Origin of the sequence: Saccharothrix saharensis (genome assembly GCF_006716745.1) — a bacterium.
Classification (GTDB): Bacteria; Actinomycetota; Actinomycetes; order Mycobacteriales; family Pseudonocardiaceae; genus Actinosynnema; species Actinosynnema saharense.
Genome location: NZ_VFPP01000001.1, coordinates 4,749,652 through 4,765,062, shown reverse-complemented (window position 1 = coordinate 4,765,062; position 15,411 = coordinate 4,749,652). Strand labels below are relative to the sequence as shown.

The window sequence follows — 15,411 nt, the reverse complement described above, 5'->3', positions numbered from 1 at the left end:
TCGCTGACGCCGCACCCGCGTGGTCACGGGGGTGCGACCACCCGATCGGCGGGGAAGTCCACCCAGGCCCGGGTGCCCTTCGCGGCACCCGCGCCCGACGGGTTCTCGCCCGCGCGGTAGGCGCGGCCCGCCTTCCCCGGCATCCGCACCGGCAGCAGCGGGCGCTGCCGGCCACGGGCGGTGAGGTAGCTCCGGACCAGGTCGGCCGGTGCGCCGGGGGTCGGCTCCACCACGGTCACCGACGGTCCGCCGCGTCATGGTGTTCACCGTCACGGCCGGCCGGATCGCCGCCGTCGACGTCCTGGCCGGCGCCGAACGCCTCCAGCGGGTCCTCGTACTCCCAGACCAGCGCGAGGGGGATGCGCCTGCCGTACCGGTTGAGGGCTGATTCGGCGGACGAGTGCTGGCCGAGGAAGGTCCGGCCGGTCTCCGGGTCACGTCGGTAGACGATCGCGTCCGTGCGGTCGTCGTCCAGGACCTCCATGCCCCAGGCGAAGATCCGGGTGCGGTCGGTCGCGTCCACCAGGCTGAAGAGGTTCGCTTCCACGCCGACGACTGTGCGACCGGGAGATCCGCCCGATGCGGTGAAGCACAACGGGAATCCCGCATCCGCGATTCCCGCCGGATCATGCTGCCCTGTGCCCACCCCGCCACCGTTCCGCCGCCGTCGGCTGGGGCGCAAGCTCACCCGGATGCGGACGCGAGCCAAGCTGACCCTCGAAGAGGCCGCCAAAGCCCTGTACCGCAGCAAGTCCACGCTGCACCGACTGGAGAACGGGGAGACGATCCTGGACGTCCACCTGGCCAAGTCGATGATGGACCTCTACGACCAGTACGACCCCGACCTGGTCGACCAGGTGCTGCGCGCCCGCGAGCCCGGCTGGTGGACCACCTACGGCATCGAGAACCAGGGCTACATCGACGTCGAGACCGAGGCCTCCCACGTGCGGGACCTCTCACCGCTGATCATCCCCGGCCTGCTCCAGACCACCGGTTACATGCGGGCGATGTTCGAGGCGCACCGACTCAAGCGCACCAAGCGGTGGCTCGAGAACGACATCCGCGTCCGCCAGATCCGGCAGCAGCGACTGGTCGAGCCCGAGGACCCGCTGAGCCTGCACGCGATCCTCGAAGAGGCCGCGCTCCGCAAGGTGGTCGGCAGCCGCGAGGTCATGAACGAGCAGTTGGTACACCTGCTGGACATGGCGGAGCGGCCGAACGTGAACCTCCAGTTGGTGTCGAGCGAGCAGGGCGTGGTCGATGGGATGGCGACGGCGTTCACGCTGCTGGGCTTCGCCAGGCCGGACGAGCCGGAGGTGCTCTACATCGAGTACCTGACCGGAGCGCTGCACATCGAGGAGGAGCGAGAGCTGCAAGAGGCTAGACTGACGTTCGGTTTCGTGGCCTCCCGGGCGTTGAGCCCGCAGGATTCGGTGGCCTTGATCGAACGGGTTCTGGCCGAGTGAAAGAGGCGGTGGACGTGTCCACAGTGGACCTCTCCGACGTGTCGTGGCGCAAGAGCGGCCGGAGCAACGGCGCGAGCAATGCCAACTGCGTCGAGGTGGGGTTCGCGGGACCGGAAGTGGTGGCCGTGCGGGACTCGAAGAACCCGGACGCCGCAGCGCTCGTTTTCCCCGTCGTCGGTTGGTCCTCGTTCCTGCGCGCCGTCGACTCGCCGCGGTCCACCGCCTGATCAGCTCGTCCCCAAGCGTGCGCGTGCCACCTCGACCTCCGGCGCGCCGACGCGCTCCAGCACCACCAGGGCTTCGGACCACTGCCTGCGGGCGTCCGCCGCATCGCCCAGCGCCGCCAGCACGTCCCCGAGGTTGAGCAGGCTCAACCCCTCTTTGTGCGGGTGGTCGAACCGGCGGAACACGGACAGCGCCTCCCGGTGGCATGCCAGCGCTTGCGGGTACTCGCCCGCTCCCAGGTGCGAGAGCCCGAGGGAGTTGAGCGCCAGTCCCACGGACAGCCGGTCCTCGGTCTCCCGGAACACCGCCGACGCCTGCCTCCCGTAGTCGATCGCCTCCCCGAACCTGGCCATGGCGCGGTGGCAGTCGCCGAGGCTGAGCAGGCACATCCCCTCGCCGCGCCGTGCGCCGGCGCGTCGCAGCGTGACCAGCGCACGTCGGTAGTGCTCGGCGGCGACCTCGAACCGCCCGACCTTCTCCTGCACCAGCCCGATCCCGCGCATCGCGAAGCCCTCGGCGCGGCTGTTGCCGATCCGCCCCGCCAGGGCGGCGGCTTCCCGGTAGTGCGCCAACGCCTGGTCCGACTCGCCCAGGATGTGGTGGGCGTCTCCGAGCCCGACCAGGTTGGCCACGGTCCACGGGGCCGAGCCGATCTCCTTCGCCGAGCGAAGACCCGTGGCGTAGACGTTGCGGTAGTCCGACCAGTGGGCACGGACCTCGAAGAAGCCCGCCATCGCCTTCGGCATCGTGGCGGCGATGTCGTGGTGTCCGAGCGCGGACGCCTGGTCGAGGGCGTCGAGCAGGTTGAACCGCTCTGCTTCGAACCACCGCAGCGCGGCGTCCGCGTCGGCGAACACGAGCGGGGTGACCTCGTCCGCCGGGTCGGCGGCGGCGACGTCGAGGACCAGGTCCGGGAGGAAAGCCCGGCGGGCGTTCGCGGACGACAGGAGGTACCAGCGCAGGCTCCGGCGAACGGCGCGACGCCGTTCGGCCCCGGTCTCGTCCACCACCGCGCGATCAGCGGCGTAGGTGCGCAGGAGGTCGTGCAGCCGCCAGCGGTCGGTGGCCGTCTGCTGGAGGAGGTTCGCGGTGGTCAACAAGCCGAGCAGGCGGCGCACCGGGGTCGGGTCGGAACCGGTGAGGGCGGCCGCGACGGCCGTGCCGAAGTCGGCTCCGGCGTGCAGGCCGAGCAGCCGGAACAGCCGTGCTGCGTCAGGCGGCAAGCGGTGGTAGGACCATGAGAAGACCGTGCGCACGTCGGCGGGTTCGTCGTCCGACGCGAGGGCGTCCAGCCTGCGGTACTCGTCCGCCAGCTCGTCGGCGAGGTCGGCCAGGGACAGGTACTCCTGCTCGATCAGGCGTTCGGCGACGATCCGCAGCGCGAGCGGCAGGTGGCTGCACCACCGTGCGATCCGTCCGGCCGCCTCGGGTTCGGCGTCCACCCGGCGGGCGTCAACCAGGCGGCGCAGCATCTCCAACGACTCGGCCGGCGTCAGCACGTCCAACACGACCGGTTCAGCTCCCTCCACGGCGATGAGACTGGACAGCCGGCTGCGGCTCGTGATGACGGTCATGCAGGTCGGCGAGGCGGGCAGCAGAGGCCGGGCCTGAGCGGCGCTGACCGCGTTGTCGATCAGGATCAGCACCCGCTTGCCGTCGAGCAGGGAGCGGTAGAGGGCAGCGGCGGATTCGAGGTCCGCCGGCACGCGCTCGGCCGGCACGCCCAACGCGTGCAGGAAGAACTCGACGCCCTGCAACGCGGTCAACGGCGGACCGGCCCCGTAACCCCGCAGGTTCAGGTAGAGGTCGCCGTCCGGGAAGCGGTCACGGACGCGGTGCGCCCAGTGCAGCGCCAACGACGTCTTGCCGATCCCCGGCGCGCCGGCGACCGCGGTCAGCACCACCGTCCCGACGCCCTCGGCCGGTCGGCCGGCCATGAGGGCGTCGAGTGAGGCGAGCTGGGCCTCCCGGTTGACGAATTTCGCCGGAGCCATCGGCAGCTGGCGGAGGGAGGCGGGGCCGGCGTCACCGGACCGGTGGACGGTGACGCCGCCGTGGACGGTTCCGGCCTGCACCACGGCGGCCACCGGACCGGAGACCGCGTTGCTCGTCCCCTCAGGTCGCTGTTCGACCATCTTCATCGGTCCTGACGAGGCTACCGCTTTCTCGTCGGAGGTATCGGTGGAATGGCGTGCTGTGCGCCAGGGCTGATTCTTTGTAGCGCACGTAGTTCGCGGGATCGGTGTCCGCGAGTAATTCGCGACCGATCTGCAGGCCGTCCTGGTAGTGCATGAGGACCACCACCCGGTCGTCGAAAAGCCAGAAATCCTGCGCCGGCAGTTCCCGCACCACGTCGTCGTCCTGGTCCAAGACGCGAATGTCCTCGCCGGCCGAGGAGTTGCCGGGGTAACCCCATTCGAACTGGCTGCGCTGGTAATCGGTCGGCGGTCGCGTCACGACCCGGACGCGTTGCACCACCCGGCCGGAACTGCGGTAGGAGCGCAGGCGCTCGTGCCAGGCCGAGTTGAACCCGCTGGGCATCGGCAGGCCGGACCGGAAGCGCTCCAGGAGCCCGTCCTCGCCGGCGACCCGGTACTCGGGCAGCGTCTCCAGCCTGAACGCCGATGTCGTGAACTCGCGCCACACGCGCGCCCAATCGTCGCCCGCCAGCCAGTTCCCGCCGGCGCGCAGGTGGGGTTCACCCGGCCGCACGAGCGGCCTCCCGCAACAGGTCGACCGAAATCTCGACCAACGCCTCGCCCGGGGAGAGTCGGACCCGGCCGGGGTCGGTCACGATGACGCCTTGGACGGCGATGGTGCCGCGATCGGTGGCGTACACGGTGGGGCAGTCGTCGTACTGGCAGTCACCCGCCAATCGGATCATTTCCACTCGAACCCCCTTCGGATAGCCTGGGAGTTACACCGTACCCACACGTTCTGTTAAGGCTCCAGCGCTGAACGGGTACTTCCGCTGCCATCATCCGCAAAAGTGGGGAGATCCAGATTCCGGTGGTGTGAAGAATTTCTCCTGAAAGGGTGCCCGGTTGACGCTGCGTGTCATCCGTGGGGAGAAATGCCAAGCGATGTCGACTGGAATGGGGCGGTGTTCACGCTTTGCGGTGAACCGCCGCGCGGTCCGGTGTTCACCGTCCGGACTCCCGTGCTTCGCGCTCCCGCGACGTCCGCGTGCCACCGTGGCCACATGCGGGTACTCGCGGCGGCACTGGTCCTGTCCCTGCTCACCTCCGGTGTGGCGAGCGCGGGCAACGCCAAGGAGTTCGACCTCCAAGCCCACCGGGGTGGGATCGGGCTGACGGTCGAGAGCACGTTGGCGGCGTTCGGCAAGGCGCTCGAAGTGGGCGTCACGACGTTGGAGCTGGACGTCCAGATCACCAAGGACGGCCGTGAGGTCGTCACGCACGACCGCAGGACCAACCCGGCCAAGTGCGTCGACACCGCTCCCGCGTTCCCCGGCGACCCGGCGTTCCCGTACGCGGGCAAGTACGTCAAGGACCTGACGTTCGCGCAGGTCCGGACGCTGGACTGCGGTTCGCGGCGGTGGGCGCAGTACCCGGACCAGGAGCTGTCGCCGGGCGCGCGGATGCCGACCCTGGCCGAGGTCTTCGCCCTGGCGCGCCGCTACCGGGCGTTCCACGTGCGGTTCAACATCGAGACCAAGGTCGAAGCCGCCGCCCCGCACGAGACCGCGCCGCGCGAGCAGTTCGTGCAGGTCACGGCCCGTGAGATCCGCAAGTCCGGCTTCTACCGCAACGTCACGATCCAGTCGTTCGACTGGGGCACGCTCATGCTGTGGCGGCAGGCCGAGCCGCGCATCCCGCTGGTGGCGCTGACCCAACCGGAGTTCCTGCGCCCCGGCTCGCCGTGGACGGGCGGCCTGGACCTGGCCGACTTCGGCGGCAGCGTGGTCAAGGCGGTGCGGAGCTTCGGCGCGTCCGCCCTCTCCCCGGTGCACGGCAACCCGCAGGGCGGCAAGGTGGGGGACCCCGACTACGTCCCGTTCACCACCAGAGCCCTGGTGGACGAGGCGCACGCGCACGGCCTGGAGGTCGTCCCGTGGACGGTGAACGACCCGGCGACCATGCACAAGCTGATCGACGACGGCGTGGACGGCATCATCACCGACTACCCGGACCGCCTGCGCGCGGTGATGGCCGAGCGCGGCTTCAAGCTGCCGAAACAGCACCGCCCGCACCGGTAACGGCGTCCGCCGGACGGCGGATAGCACCGGTATGGCGTTAGCCCAGGAGTCACCCAAGAGCCTGATCGACCAACTGCGGGAGCTGGTGCCGTTCCTGCCCGACTGGTTGCTCAAGGCGCTGCTCCTGGTTCTGGTGCTCGGGCTCGTGATGGCCGGTCTGATGCACTGGCTGCCGACGATGCGCTTCGTCGGGCGCTTGGTGAGGCGCTTGTCCGGTGGGGCGAACCGCCGCCGCGCGCACCGGCGGGCGCGGTTCGCCGACCACGTCGAGAGCCAGATGCGGCGGCTCGGTGAGAAGGAGGAGTGGCGCGACTCGCGGTACGCGGAGCTGGAAGCCGAGCTCGAGATCAGCGGGGGCGGGAAGCGCTTGTTCCGCAAGCGCCCGTTGCGGGCGCTGCGCCGGGTTCCGTCGCTGTCGGTCGCCCTGGAGGAGAGCGACGAGCGGATCGTGCTGCTGGAAGGTGAACCGGGCGCGGGCAAGAGCGTGGCGATGCGGCACCTCGCGCAGCGCATGGCCGCGAGCGTCCTGCGACACCCCAGCGAGGACGGCGTCATCCCGATCTACGTCAACCTCAAGACGTTCACGCCGGCCGCGTGGCCGCCGAGCGCCGACGACGTCCGCGAGTTCGTGCTGCGCGCCGTCAACCAGGTCCGTGACCGGGACGTCGAGCGATTCCTGGCGGACGAGTTCCAGCCGGGTGTCGAAGCGGGCACGTGGCTGTTCCTGTTCGACTCCTTCGACGAGATCCCGGCGATCCTGAGCGCCACCGAGGCGGACGAGGTCATCACCGGGTACGCCGACGCGGTGCACGGCTTCCTGCACGGCATGAACAAGTGCCGCGGCGTGGTCGCGAGCCGGGAGTTCCGCGGCCCGGGGAGGTCCGAGTGGCCCCGGTTCCGCGTCGTGCCGCTGTCGCGGAAGCGGAAGATCGACCTGATCGAGAAGGCCGAGCTGCCCGTCGACGTCGAGCGGATGCTGATCGCGGACCTGCCCACGGCCGACATCGGTGTGCAGCAGATGTCGGACAACCCGCTGTTCCTCGGGCTGCTGTGCGAGCACATGCGGGAGGGCAACGTCTTCCCCACGAACGTGCACTCGGTGCTGGAGACCTACGTGGAGCACCGGCTGCGCCGCGACGAGGCGCAGGTGTCCAGCCACTACCGCGTGAGCCGGGAGGAGCTGCGCGAGGTGGCGGAGGAGCTGGCGTTCACCATCGCCGAGCAGGAGTCGATGGGCCTCGACGTGGACAAGGCGGTGGCCGTGGCGGTGGTGAGCGCCAACCTGCAGCGGTCCGCGGACGAGGTGGCGCGTGCGGTCGAAGCGCTGATCTACACGAAACTGGCGCGGACCGGGGACTCCGAGTCGAGCGTGACGTTCTCGCACCGCAGGTTGCAGGAGTACTTCGCGACGTGCGTCGCGATCCGGGATTCGGCACGGGTGGACGTGCGCCTGCTGCTGACCGACGGGCGGTGGCGCGAGACGGCCGTGACCATCCTGCAGACCCAGGACCCGAGGGAGTACGGGGAGCTGCTGGTCGCGGTGCGCGCGGTGGTGGCCGAGGGCTCCGACGACGCCCTCTGGCCGCCGCGCGTGCTCTACGTGCTGCACCTGCTGGCCGAAGGCGGGAACAGGCCGGGTCCGGACGTCGCCGAGCGGGCGGGGCGGATCCTGCGGCGGGCCTGGCGGGACGGGCAGCGCTACGACCGGAAGTGGGCGTTGGAGGTGGTCGCCGCAGCGGATCGCGACACGGTGGTGGAGTTGCTCCGGGAGGCGTTCAAGAGCCCGAGCGAGTGGCTCCGGCAAGAGGCGTACAAGCAGGTGCGCAAGGTGCCGGACGTCGCGGGCGAGGTGACCGCGGGCATCCGGCAGACGCTGCTGGACCTCAGCGTCGGCGGGGTCCTGTGGCGCAACCGCCGGTCGGTGCTGAGCCAGGTGAGCCGCCTGCCGGACTCCGCCGGGGTCGTGCGGTACTTCCGGTCCCTGCTGCTCGCGCCATTCCTCCACGTGGTCACGTTGGTGCTGAACCTGGTGTTGCTGACCCGCCGCGGGGGTCACCCGTCCGTCCTGGACCTGTCCAGCAGCCTCGCCGTGGGCCTGATGGTGTTCTACGCGTTGCGGCTGTCGCTCGCCTCCGCGTCGGTTCGCGCGAGCAGGCTCCGCTACCTGCACTGGCTGATCGCGCCGCGGGACGACTCGAACTTCACGGCGGTGTTGCGAGTGGTCGGGATGAGCCTCTACCTCACGATCCTGGGTGGCTTCCTGGTCGGTGCGGTGTTCGCCGGCTCCCTGCTGGACGCCGCCCTGAGCCTGGCGGCCGCGGCCAACGTGCTGTTGGTCGCGGTCCTGCTGACCGGGCTGCACGTCGGCGGGAACGTGTGGTCCGAAGCCAGGAGGCTGGCCGGGGTCGCCTGGAGAGGGCTGCTCGGCAGCGTGCGACCGGTGCTCGCGGGATGTGCGTCGGTCGCGGGCCTGGGTGCCATCGCGCTCGTCTCCCGAGACACGTTCTTGATCGTCGTGGGAGGGCTCGTGTTGACGTCCCTGCTGGGAGCGGTGGTGATGTTCACCGCTGGATTCGTGCGGGGGCGGGTCGAGTCCGTCACGGTGCGAAGGTACCTGCGCTCCGCCGAGAGCGAGCCGGTGACGAGGGCCGGGCTGGTGCGCTTCCTGACCGGTGTGCGGAGCGAGGCTTCGGTGCTCCGGCTGCTCGCCGTCATCGGTCGGTCCGAAGGCGCGGTCGACGGTGAACTCGGTGACGCGCTCGACGAGCTGGCCGCCGCCATGGGGAAGCCGGGCGAGGTGCGGGCCCTGCTCCACCCCGGTCAGCCGGAGGCTGCCTGGTCCGAGCAACGGGGTTGGGTGCGCAGCACCACCGTCCTGGACGAGATCAACGTGCTGCTCGAACGATCGCGACGGAAGGCGGAGTTCGGTGTCACCCCGCCGTCAGCGGCAGGTCGTGCAGGCCGCGGATGACGAACTCGGCGCGGCGGCGGGGTTGCGCGGCCAGGGTGGCGGTCGGGAGCTTGCGGGCCAGGGAGGACAGGGCGGCCTGGACCTCGATGCGGGCCAGGGGCGCGCCCAGGCAGTAGTGGATGCCCATGCCGAAGCCCAGGTGGGGGTTGGGGTCGCGGGTGATGTCGAACCGGTCCGGGTCGGTGAAGACCTCCGGGTCGCGAGCGGCCGCGCCGAGCAGGGCGGCGATCTTCTGGCCCGGTTCGACGCGGTGCCCGGCGATGGTGACGGGCTCGGTGGCGGTGCGTTCGAACAGTTGCAGCGGCGAGTCGTAGCGGATCAGCTCCTCCACCGCGGTCGGCAGCAGGGCGGGGTCGTCCACCAGGCGGCGCCACTCGTGCGGGTGGTTCATGAGCGCTTGGACGCCGTTGCCGATGACGTTGACCGTGGCCTCGTGGCCGGCCATGAGCAGCAGCACGGCGGTCGCGACCAGTTCGTCCTCGGTCAGCCTGGCCCCGTCGGTGTCGGTGACGGCCACCAGGTCGGACACCAGGTCGTCACCGGGTGAGCGCCGCCGCAGCGCGACCAGGTCCCGCAGGTAGGCGACGAACTCGGTGGCCGCGTGCTCGGCCGCCGCCTGCTTGTCGTCGGCCAGGTCGTACTCGTACATCTTCACGATGGCGTTCGACCACGGCTGGAGCAGCGCGCGGTCCCCGGCGGGCACGCCCAGCAGTTCGGCGATCACCTCGACCGGCAGCGGCGCGGCCACGTGCGACAGCAGGTCGGCCTGACCCTCCGACGAGACCTTGGCCGCCAGCTCGTCCACCAGCCGGTCGGCCAGCTCGGCGATCCACGGCCGCAGCCGCTCCACGTGACCGCGGCCGAACGCGGCGGCCACCAGCCGGCGCAGCCTGCCGTGCGTGGGCGGCTCGTTCTCCAGCAGCGAGTTGCGGTGCAGCAGGTTGAACGACGTGAACCGCTCGACCGGCTTCGCGTCGGTCCAGATCCGGCCGAGCGACCGGTGCCGGAGCACGGCGGACGCGGCCGCGTGCGACACCGCGACCGCGACGCCCATGTCCTCGTGCCAGTGCACCCCGCCCTGAGCGCGCATCTCGGCGAACGCGGGGTACGGATCCGCGATGAAAGCGGGATCGTGCTGGTCGAAGGGTGCCACGGTCACGGACGGTAGGTCTTGAGCACCACTCGCGTCCATCGGAGTGTGGTTGTTGTGGCAAACATTCAGCGAGCTGTGACATGGAGTAGTCGAGTTGACCTCGTACGTACTCCGCCAGGAGCATCCCTGTCGTGTCACCTGAAGTCGTCGCCCACCGCGGTGCGTCCACCAGACGACCCGAGCACACGCTCGCCGCCTACGAGCTGGCCCTGGCGCAGGGCGCGGACGGGCTGGAGTGCGACGTCCGGCTCACCAAGGACGAGCACCTCGTCTGCGTGCACGACCGCACGATCGACCGCACCAGCAGCGGCACGGGGCTCGTCGGCGCGATGACCTTGGAGGAGCTGCGCCGCCACGACTTCGGCAGTTGGCACGGCGGCGAACCGGCCGAGGTGCTGACCCTGGACGCGCTGCTCGCGCTGGCCGCCGACCACGGCAAGCGGGTGTTCGTCGAGACCAAGCACCCCGTGCGGCACGGCGGCCGGGTCGAGCGCAGGCTCGCCGAGCGGCTGGGCCGCCACAAGCTCGACGTGGTGATGATGTCGTTCTCGGTCTTCGCGGTGCACCGGTTCAAGGCGCTCAAGCCCGAGGTGCCGACCCTCCTGCTCTACGACCGGCTGTGGCCGAAGGTGAAACCGCACTTCGCGGACTTCGCCGGGCCGGGCGTTCACCTGCTCAGGCGTCACCCGGGCAGGGGGCGGGACGCCTACGTGTGGACGGTCGACGATCCGGCGGACGTCGCGTTGTGCCGCGAACGCGGTGTCCGGTTCCTCGCGACCAACAACCCGGAGGAGACGCGCGAGCTGCTTGCGGATAACTTGACGCCCGACCAGCCCTGAGACCGAGGAGGCGCGCGGTGGCGAAGCGGACAGCCGTGAAGGACAAGCCGGCGGACGGCGTCAACCCGCGGCAGCCGTGCCCGTGCGGCTCCGGTAAGCGCTACAAGGCGTGCCACGGCTCGGCCGGTGGCGCGGCGGACGTCATCGTCTCGCGCCCGTTCCAGGGCCTGGCCGCCGAGGCGGAGCTGATCGCGCTGCGCGAGTTCGTGCCCTCGGCGACGGTGAAGCTGCCGCTGAAGGACGACTCCGGCCGCGAGATCGTGCTGGCCACCGTGCTGCCGATGGCGGCGGCGGGCCTGGTCCGCGCGGACGGCACCGCGTTCGTCGGCCTCCAGGTGCAGACCCGGTCCGGCGACCTGAGCCGCGACCTGGCCCGTGCCGTCCAGTGGGCGCGGGCCGCGAAGACCGGTGACGCCCTCGCGGTCGTCGGCCCGGACGACGGCTCGAACCCCGGCCGGCTCCAGGACCTGCTCGACCCGGAGGCCACGCTGAGCCCCGAGCTGCACGCCGACTTCGCGTGGTGGCTGCCGCCGGACAACGAGCCCGCCGGCGAGGTCGCCCTGTCCCTGGAGCGCGCCAACGCCGCGATCCTGCCCACCGAGCGCCTCGACGCGCCCGGCGTGCAGGCCGCCTACTGGGTCGACGCGGGCGACAAGGCGCACCTGCGCTGGGTCCGCCCCGAGCCGGAGGAGACGCTGCTCGCGGCGCTCGCCCGGCTGTCCGTGCGTGGCGAACTGGACCTCGGCGAGGGTTCCCGGTACGCCGGGTCGTTCCGCGCGCACGGCCTGCTCGTGCCCGTGTGGGACCTCGACCGCGAGCTGCACTCCAGCGAGTGGGCACCGGGCGCCGAGGCGTTGGGCAAGCGTTTGCAGGAGGCTCTGACCAGCGTGGACGCCGAACCGCTCACCGAGCAGGAACGGCGGGCGCGCGACGGTCTGCGCGGCAGGCAGATCACCCTGCGCTGAACCTGTCCACAGGTATCCCCAGCTTTGTCCACAGTTCCTGTGGACAGGTGAGGAGGCGGAGTGATCCTGCGGATCAGTTCGAAGGCGGACTGGCGGCGGGCCCGCGAGGACGGTGCGATCCCGCTCGACCCCGACGGCTTCGTGCACTGCTCGGACCCGGGCACGGTGCACCTGCCCGCCAACCGCCTGTACCCGAACCGGCACGACCTCGTGCTGCTGGTGATCGACCCCGGTGGCCTGCCCGTGCTGTGGGAGCCGGGCGAGACCGAGGACGGTCCGTGGTTCCCGCACGTCTACGGGCCGGTCCCGGCCGACGCGGTGGTGGCCGTGCACGAGTTCACCCCGGACGCCGACGGCGCGTTCCGGCCGTTGCCCGTCCTGTGACCCGGGGCTGAGGCGACCGGCGCCCTCCTCGAACGCGCCCTCTCCGACGGTGGTCGAGGTCCACCCGGGTGGCGTGCCGTGCCCGCGGGGCTCCAGGGTGTGGGTGGACGAGGTGAACCGCGCGTCCCGGGGCGGGAGGATGGACCGATGAAGCTGGTCGTGCTGGCGGCGGTCCTGCTGCTCACCGCCTGCGACGCGTCCGCCCCGGAGTCCGGCGCGCCGACGGCGGACGTCGGCGTGACGTCGGAGGCGGGCGGTACGGCCGTGCTCGGCCCGCGCGGCGTCGGCGCGGTGCGGCTGGGCATGACGTCGGCCGAGCTGGAGGCGACCGGCGAGATCGGCGCCGACGTCACCACGCCGGAGTTCGCCTGCGTGATCCGGGAGTTGACGGCCGCGGACGGCTGGGTCGGCCTCCAGGACGGCGTGGCGGTGGAGATCCGGGTCGACGGCGCCGCCCGCACGCCGGAGGGTCTGCGCATCGGCGACTCGCGGGCGCGCATGCACGAGGTGTACCCAGGCGTGGAGCAGTACCCGCACGGCTTCATCCGGCCGCTGGACGCCGAGACCGGCTACAAGTTCTTCTTCGAGAACGCGGGCGACACGCTGACCGGCATCGGTCTGGTCCGGGCCGATCGGGGCTGCCTGACCTGAGCACGCGACGACGCCCGCCACCGGGGAGGTGACGGGCGTCGTCCGCTGTCGTCGGTGGCTGCTTACAGGGCGCCGCCCGCGGCCCGGGGCGCGCCGCCGTCGGCTTCCTCGCCCACGGACTCGCGGGTCAGGAAGTTCTCCACGTGGAACAGGTTGCCGTCGGCGCGGTCGATCACGGTGAGCAGCGTGCTCATCGACGCGACCTCCTCCACCTGCTCCTTGAGGAACCACTGGAGGAACTGCTCGCCGATGTAGTCGCCCTCGTCGCGGGCCGTCTTGGCCAGCGCCACGATCTGCTCGGTGACCGTCTTCTCCTGCTCCAGCGCGAGCGCGACCGGCTCGCGCGGCGCGGTGAAGTCGTTGCGCACGTCGTCCACACCGGGAATGGCCACCGGCAGTCCGTTGTCCATCAGGTACTGCACGATCATCATCGCGTGGTTGCGCTCTTCCAGCGCCTGCTTGTAGAAGTGCGACGCGAGGCGCGGCAGGTCGTTGGCGTCGAACCAGACCGCGATGGCCACGTACTGCTGCGAGGCCGTGAACTCGTTGCGCACCTGCTCCTGCAGCAGGCCGTGGAACTTCGAGGAACGCGCGGAAGCAATCTTCTTCAGGTTGACAGCCATACTCGAAGAATACCCGGAAGTGGGGTTTAAAGCATTTCAGGTAAGGCTTACGAGGGTAAGGAAAGGGTGCCCGAAGAAAGCTTAGGCAAACCTTTCCGGGATGTCCTCAGACAAGGGGTGCGCGGTCGATCGGGCACGACATGCAGCGCGGTCCGCCGCGGCCGGAGCCCAGCTCGGAGCCGCTGATCCGGATCACCTCGACGCCCGCGTCCTCCAGCCGCGCGTTGGTCTCCACGTTCCGCTCGTAGGCCACGACCAGGCCCGGTCCGACGGCCAGCGTGTTGTTGCCGTCGTCCCACTGCTCGCGTTCCGCGGTCACCGGGTCGAGTCCCGTGTCGATCACGCGCAGCTTCTCGATGCCCATCGCCTCGGCCGCCGCCTCCAGGAACGGCCGCCGGTCGTCGACCACGACACCGCCCGCGCCGTCGGACCGCACGGGGTAGGCGAACAGGTTGTCCCGCACCGCCGGGTACATCACCACGGCGTCCCGGTCGACCATCGTGCACACCGTGTCCAGGTGCATGGTCGCCCGCTCTTGAGTGATCGGCACGGCCAGCACGGTGTGCGCGAGGCCGTCGGCCAGCGCGGACCGGGCGAACGACTCCGCGCCCGCCGGCGTGGTCCGCTCGCCGACGCCGATCGCCAGCACGCCCGGCGCGAGCAGCAGCACGTCACCGCCCTCGACCGGCGCGGAGTGCGCCCCGTAGGCGCGGCCGGTCCGGCGGAACCGCGGGTGGTAGGCGTAGATCAGGTCGGTCAGCGCGGTCTCCCGGTCGCGCGCGGGCAGCGCCAGCGACGTGATCGCGACCCGGTCGCCGACCCACACCGACGAGTCGCGGGTGAACAGCAGGTTCGGCAGCGGGTCGACGGCGAAGTCGATCGGGTGGTGCATCTTGCGCACCAGTGACGCGCCCTCGGCCGCGGGCAGCTCCTCGAACGTCATGCCGGTCATCAGCGCGGTGGCGAGCTGGTCCGGGCCGATCGAGGCCAGGTGCGAGCGCAGCGCGTCCGCCAGGTCGATGCCGAGCCGCCGCTCGTTGACCGCGCTGTGGATGCCCGCGATCCGGGCCCGGTCGTCGTGCAGCGCGTCGACCAGCAGGTCCGCCAGCAGCAGCACCTCGACGCCGCGTCCGCGCAGCAGCTCGGCGAACGCGTCGTGCTCCTCCTGGGCCCGGTCGACCCACGGCACGCCGTCGAAGAGGAGCTGGTCGTTGTTGCGGGGGGTGAGCCGCTTGAGCTCGGCGCCGGGACGGTGCAGCAGCACCGTGCGCAGGGGGCCGACTTCGCTGTCGACGCGGGGCGCCGCTGCCGGCTCGCCGTCGGTGGACGCGGTCTGGGCGATGTGCGCAGTCACGCCAACGAGGGTAACCCGTGGTCGGTCGGATCAGCAGCTTTGAGTGGCCCATTCCGGCGTAACTCGATCGTATGTCGGGCTTGTATCGGCGATTCGTTGCGCCTTGAGCCCTTTCTGCTTAATGATCGTTGCTTTGTCGCGTGGACTGGCGGTCCGACGGCGCGGTTGCGGGATGATCGTGTTCTGACCGGGGGAGGACCAGTGGCGGAGTTCCGCTTGTTCGTCGACGCGCCGGGCCGGGCCGCCTCGGCGACGAGCCAGTTGTCGCAGGAGCTGATCAGGGGCGCGAGGGTCGACGCGCGGCCCGCGCCGGCCGAGGCGCCGGAGGGCGCGAAGAGCGGCGCCGGGGCGACCGTGGCCGAGCTCGTGCTCAACGGCGCGCTGCCCGCCGCGGTGGCCGCCGCCGTCGCGTCCGTCGTCACGTCGTTCGTGCAGCGCGGCAGCGCCCGCAAGGTGACGATCAAGGAAGGCGACGACGAGATCACCGTCGAGGGCGTGGACGCCCGCTCGCAGAAGGCACTGCTGGAGGCGTGGCTGCGCGAGCACGAGAGCGAGGGGTGA

Annotated in this window: 17 protein-coding genes; 9 read left to right on the top strand and 8 right to left on the bottom strand. The window is 71.0% G+C overall.

Annotated features, from left to right (window positions below):
• Positions 1-23: 23 nt before the first annotated feature.
• The gene (locus tag FHX81_RS41345) at positions 24-239 is read right to left on the bottom strand and encodes a hypothetical protein (RefSeq protein WP_211363536.1); all 216 of its coding nucleotides are present in this window, start codon (positions 237-239) and stop codon (positions 24-26) included.
• Positions 236-547 carry a hypothetical protein gene (locus FHX81_RS20960; RefSeq protein WP_170231855.1) on the bottom strand — a complete coding sequence of 104 codons (312 nt, stop codon included), beginning with the start codon at positions 545-547 and terminating at the stop codon, positions 236-238. Before FHX81_RS20960 ends, FHX81_RS41345 begins: the two co-directional genes overlap by 4 nt.
• On the opposite strand from FHX81_RS20960, the gene FHX81_RS20955 reads away from it, so the two are divergent.
• Together FHX81_RS20955 and FHX81_RS20950 are read left to right on the top strand one after the other, a co-directional pair.
• Entirely contained in the window at positions 504-1,466 is a 963-nt protein-coding gene (locus FHX81_RS20955; RefSeq protein ID WP_425473833.1) for a helix-turn-helix domain-containing protein, read from the top strand. The two genes, FHX81_RS20960 and FHX81_RS20955, sit on opposite strands and share 44 nt — an antisense overlap.
• Positions 1,467-1,480: 14 nt before the next feature.
• Entirely contained in the window at positions 1,481-1,693 is a 213-nt protein-coding gene (locus tag FHX81_RS20950) for a DUF397 domain-containing protein (RefSeq protein ID WP_211363535.1), read from the top strand.
• Here the strand turns inward: FHX81_RS20950 and FHX81_RS20945 are convergent, their stop codons facing one another.
• Genes FHX81_RS20945 through FHX81_RS20935 form a run of 3 tightly spaced genes read right to left on the bottom strand, consistent with a single transcriptional unit; the run spans position 1,694 to position 4,575 of the window.
• A complete protein-coding gene (locus FHX81_RS20945) occupies positions 1,694-3,832 on the bottom strand; it encodes an ATP-binding protein (RefSeq protein WP_141979764.1) in 2,139 nt (712 codons plus the stop codon).
• Positions 3,807-4,403 carry a DUF6879 family protein gene (locus FHX81_RS20940; RefSeq protein WP_211363534.1) on the bottom strand — a complete coding sequence of 199 codons (597 nt, stop codon included), beginning with the start codon at positions 4,401-4,403 and terminating at the stop codon, positions 3,807-3,809. Before FHX81_RS20940 ends, FHX81_RS20945 begins: the two co-directional genes overlap by 26 nt.
• On the bottom strand, positions 4,390-4,575 hold the full coding sequence (locus FHX81_RS20935; RefSeq protein WP_141984047.1) for a hypothetical protein: 186 nt from the start codon (positions 4,573-4,575) through the stop codon (positions 4,390-4,392). Before FHX81_RS20935 ends, FHX81_RS20940 begins: the two co-directional genes overlap by 14 nt.
• Before the next feature lie 318 nt (positions 4,576-4,893).
• Here FHX81_RS20935 and FHX81_RS20930 point away from each other — a divergent pair, with 318 nt between their 5' ends.
• Both FHX81_RS20930 and FHX81_RS20925 read left to right on the top strand, forming a co-directional pair.
• Positions 4,894-5,910, top strand: coding sequence for a glycerophosphodiester phosphodiesterase (locus FHX81_RS20930; protein WP_141979763.1), 1,017 nt, complete (start codon positions 4,894-4,896; stop codon positions 5,908-5,910).
• Between the two features lie 31 nt (positions 5,911-5,941).
• Positions 5,942-8,881, top strand: coding sequence for an NACHT domain-containing protein (locus FHX81_RS20925; RefSeq protein WP_141979762.1), 2,940 nt, complete (start codon positions 5,942-5,944; stop codon positions 8,879-8,881).
• Here the strand turns inward: FHX81_RS20925 and FHX81_RS20920 are convergent.
• A complete protein-coding gene (locus FHX81_RS20920) occupies positions 8,841-10,073 on the bottom strand; it encodes a cytochrome P450 (RefSeq protein ID WP_141979761.1) in 1,233 nt (410 codons plus the stop codon). The two genes, FHX81_RS20925 and FHX81_RS20920, sit on opposite strands and share 41 nt — an antisense overlap.
• 92 nt (positions 10,074-10,165) lie before the next feature.
• On the opposite strand from FHX81_RS20920, the gene FHX81_RS20915 reads away from it, so the two are divergent.
• From FHX81_RS20915 to FHX81_RS20900, 4 genes are all read left to right on the top strand, one after another.
• Positions 10,166-10,873: a glycerophosphodiester phosphodiesterase gene (locus tag FHX81_RS20915; RefSeq protein WP_211363533.1), complete on the top strand. Its 708-nt coding sequence runs from the start codon at positions 10,166-10,168 to the stop codon at positions 10,871-10,873.
• 17 nt (positions 10,874-10,890) lie between these two features.
• Positions 10,891-11,838, top strand: a complete 948-nt coding sequence (locus FHX81_RS20910; RefSeq protein WP_141979759.1) for a DUF5926 family protein — start codon at positions 10,891-10,893, stop codon at positions 11,836-11,838.
• A gap of 60 nt (positions 11,839-11,898) precedes the next feature.
• Positions 11,899-12,222 (top strand): DUF952 domain-containing protein, encoded by a 324-nt coding sequence (locus FHX81_RS20905; protein WP_141979758.1) that lies wholly within the window; start codon positions 11,899-11,901, stop codon positions 12,220-12,222.
• A gap of 147 nt (positions 12,223-12,369) precedes the next feature.
• Positions 12,370-12,873, top strand: a complete 504-nt coding sequence (locus FHX81_RS20900) for a hypothetical protein (protein WP_141979757.1) — start codon at positions 12,370-12,372, stop codon at positions 12,871-12,873.
• Between the two features lie 62 nt (positions 12,874-12,935).
• On the opposite strand, the gene FHX81_RS20895 is transcribed toward FHX81_RS20900, so the two are convergent.
• Positions 12,936-13,496 carry a ferritin gene (locus FHX81_RS20895; protein WP_141979756.1) on the bottom strand — a complete coding sequence of 187 codons (561 nt, stop codon included), beginning with the start codon at positions 13,494-13,496 and terminating at the stop codon, positions 12,936-12,938.
• 106 nt (positions 13,497-13,602) lie between these two features.
• Positions 13,603-14,850, bottom strand: coding sequence for an arginine deiminase (locus tag FHX81_RS20890; RefSeq protein ID WP_246107905.1), 1,248 nt, complete (start codon positions 14,848-14,850; stop codon positions 13,603-13,605).
• A 201-nt stretch (positions 14,851-15,051) separates the two neighbouring features.
• On the opposite strand from FHX81_RS20890, the gene FHX81_RS20885 reads away from it, so the two are divergent.
• Positions 15,052-15,411: a hypothetical protein gene (locus FHX81_RS20885; RefSeq protein ID WP_141979755.1), complete on the top strand. Its 360-nt coding sequence runs from the start codon at positions 15,052-15,054 to the stop codon at positions 15,409-15,411.

What these genes read in the sequence shown, in the direction of transcription:
- FHX81_RS20945 (WP_141979764.1), bottom strand. Translation starts at nt 3,832, where the DNA reads ATGAAGATGGTCGAACAGCGACCTGAGGGGACGAGCAACGCGGTCTCC.
- FHX81_RS20935 (WP_141984047.1), bottom strand. Translation starts at nt 4,575, where the DNA reads ATGATCCGATTGGCGGGTGACTGCCAGTACGACGACTGCCCCACCGTG.
- FHX81_RS20930 (WP_141979763.1), top strand. Translation starts at nt 4,894, where the DNA reads ATGCGGGTACTCGCGGCGGCACTGGTCCTGTCCCTGCTCACCTCCGGT.
- FHX81_RS20925 (WP_141979762.1), top strand. Translation starts at nt 5,942, where the DNA reads ATGGCGTTAGCCCAGGAGTCACCCAAGAGCCTGATCGACCAACTGCGG.
- FHX81_RS20920 (WP_141979761.1), bottom strand. Translation starts at nt 10,073, where the DNA reads ATGGACGCGAGTGGTGCTCAAGACCTACCGTCCGTGACCGTGGCACCC.
- FHX81_RS20900 (WP_141979757.1), top strand. Translation starts at nt 12,370, where the DNA reads ATGAAGCTGGTCGTGCTGGCGGCGGTCCTGCTGCTCACCGCCTGCGAC.
- FHX81_RS20895 (WP_141979756.1), bottom strand. Translation starts at nt 13,496, where the DNA reads ATGGCTGTCAACCTGAAGAAGATTGCTTCCGCGCGTTCCTCGAAGTTC.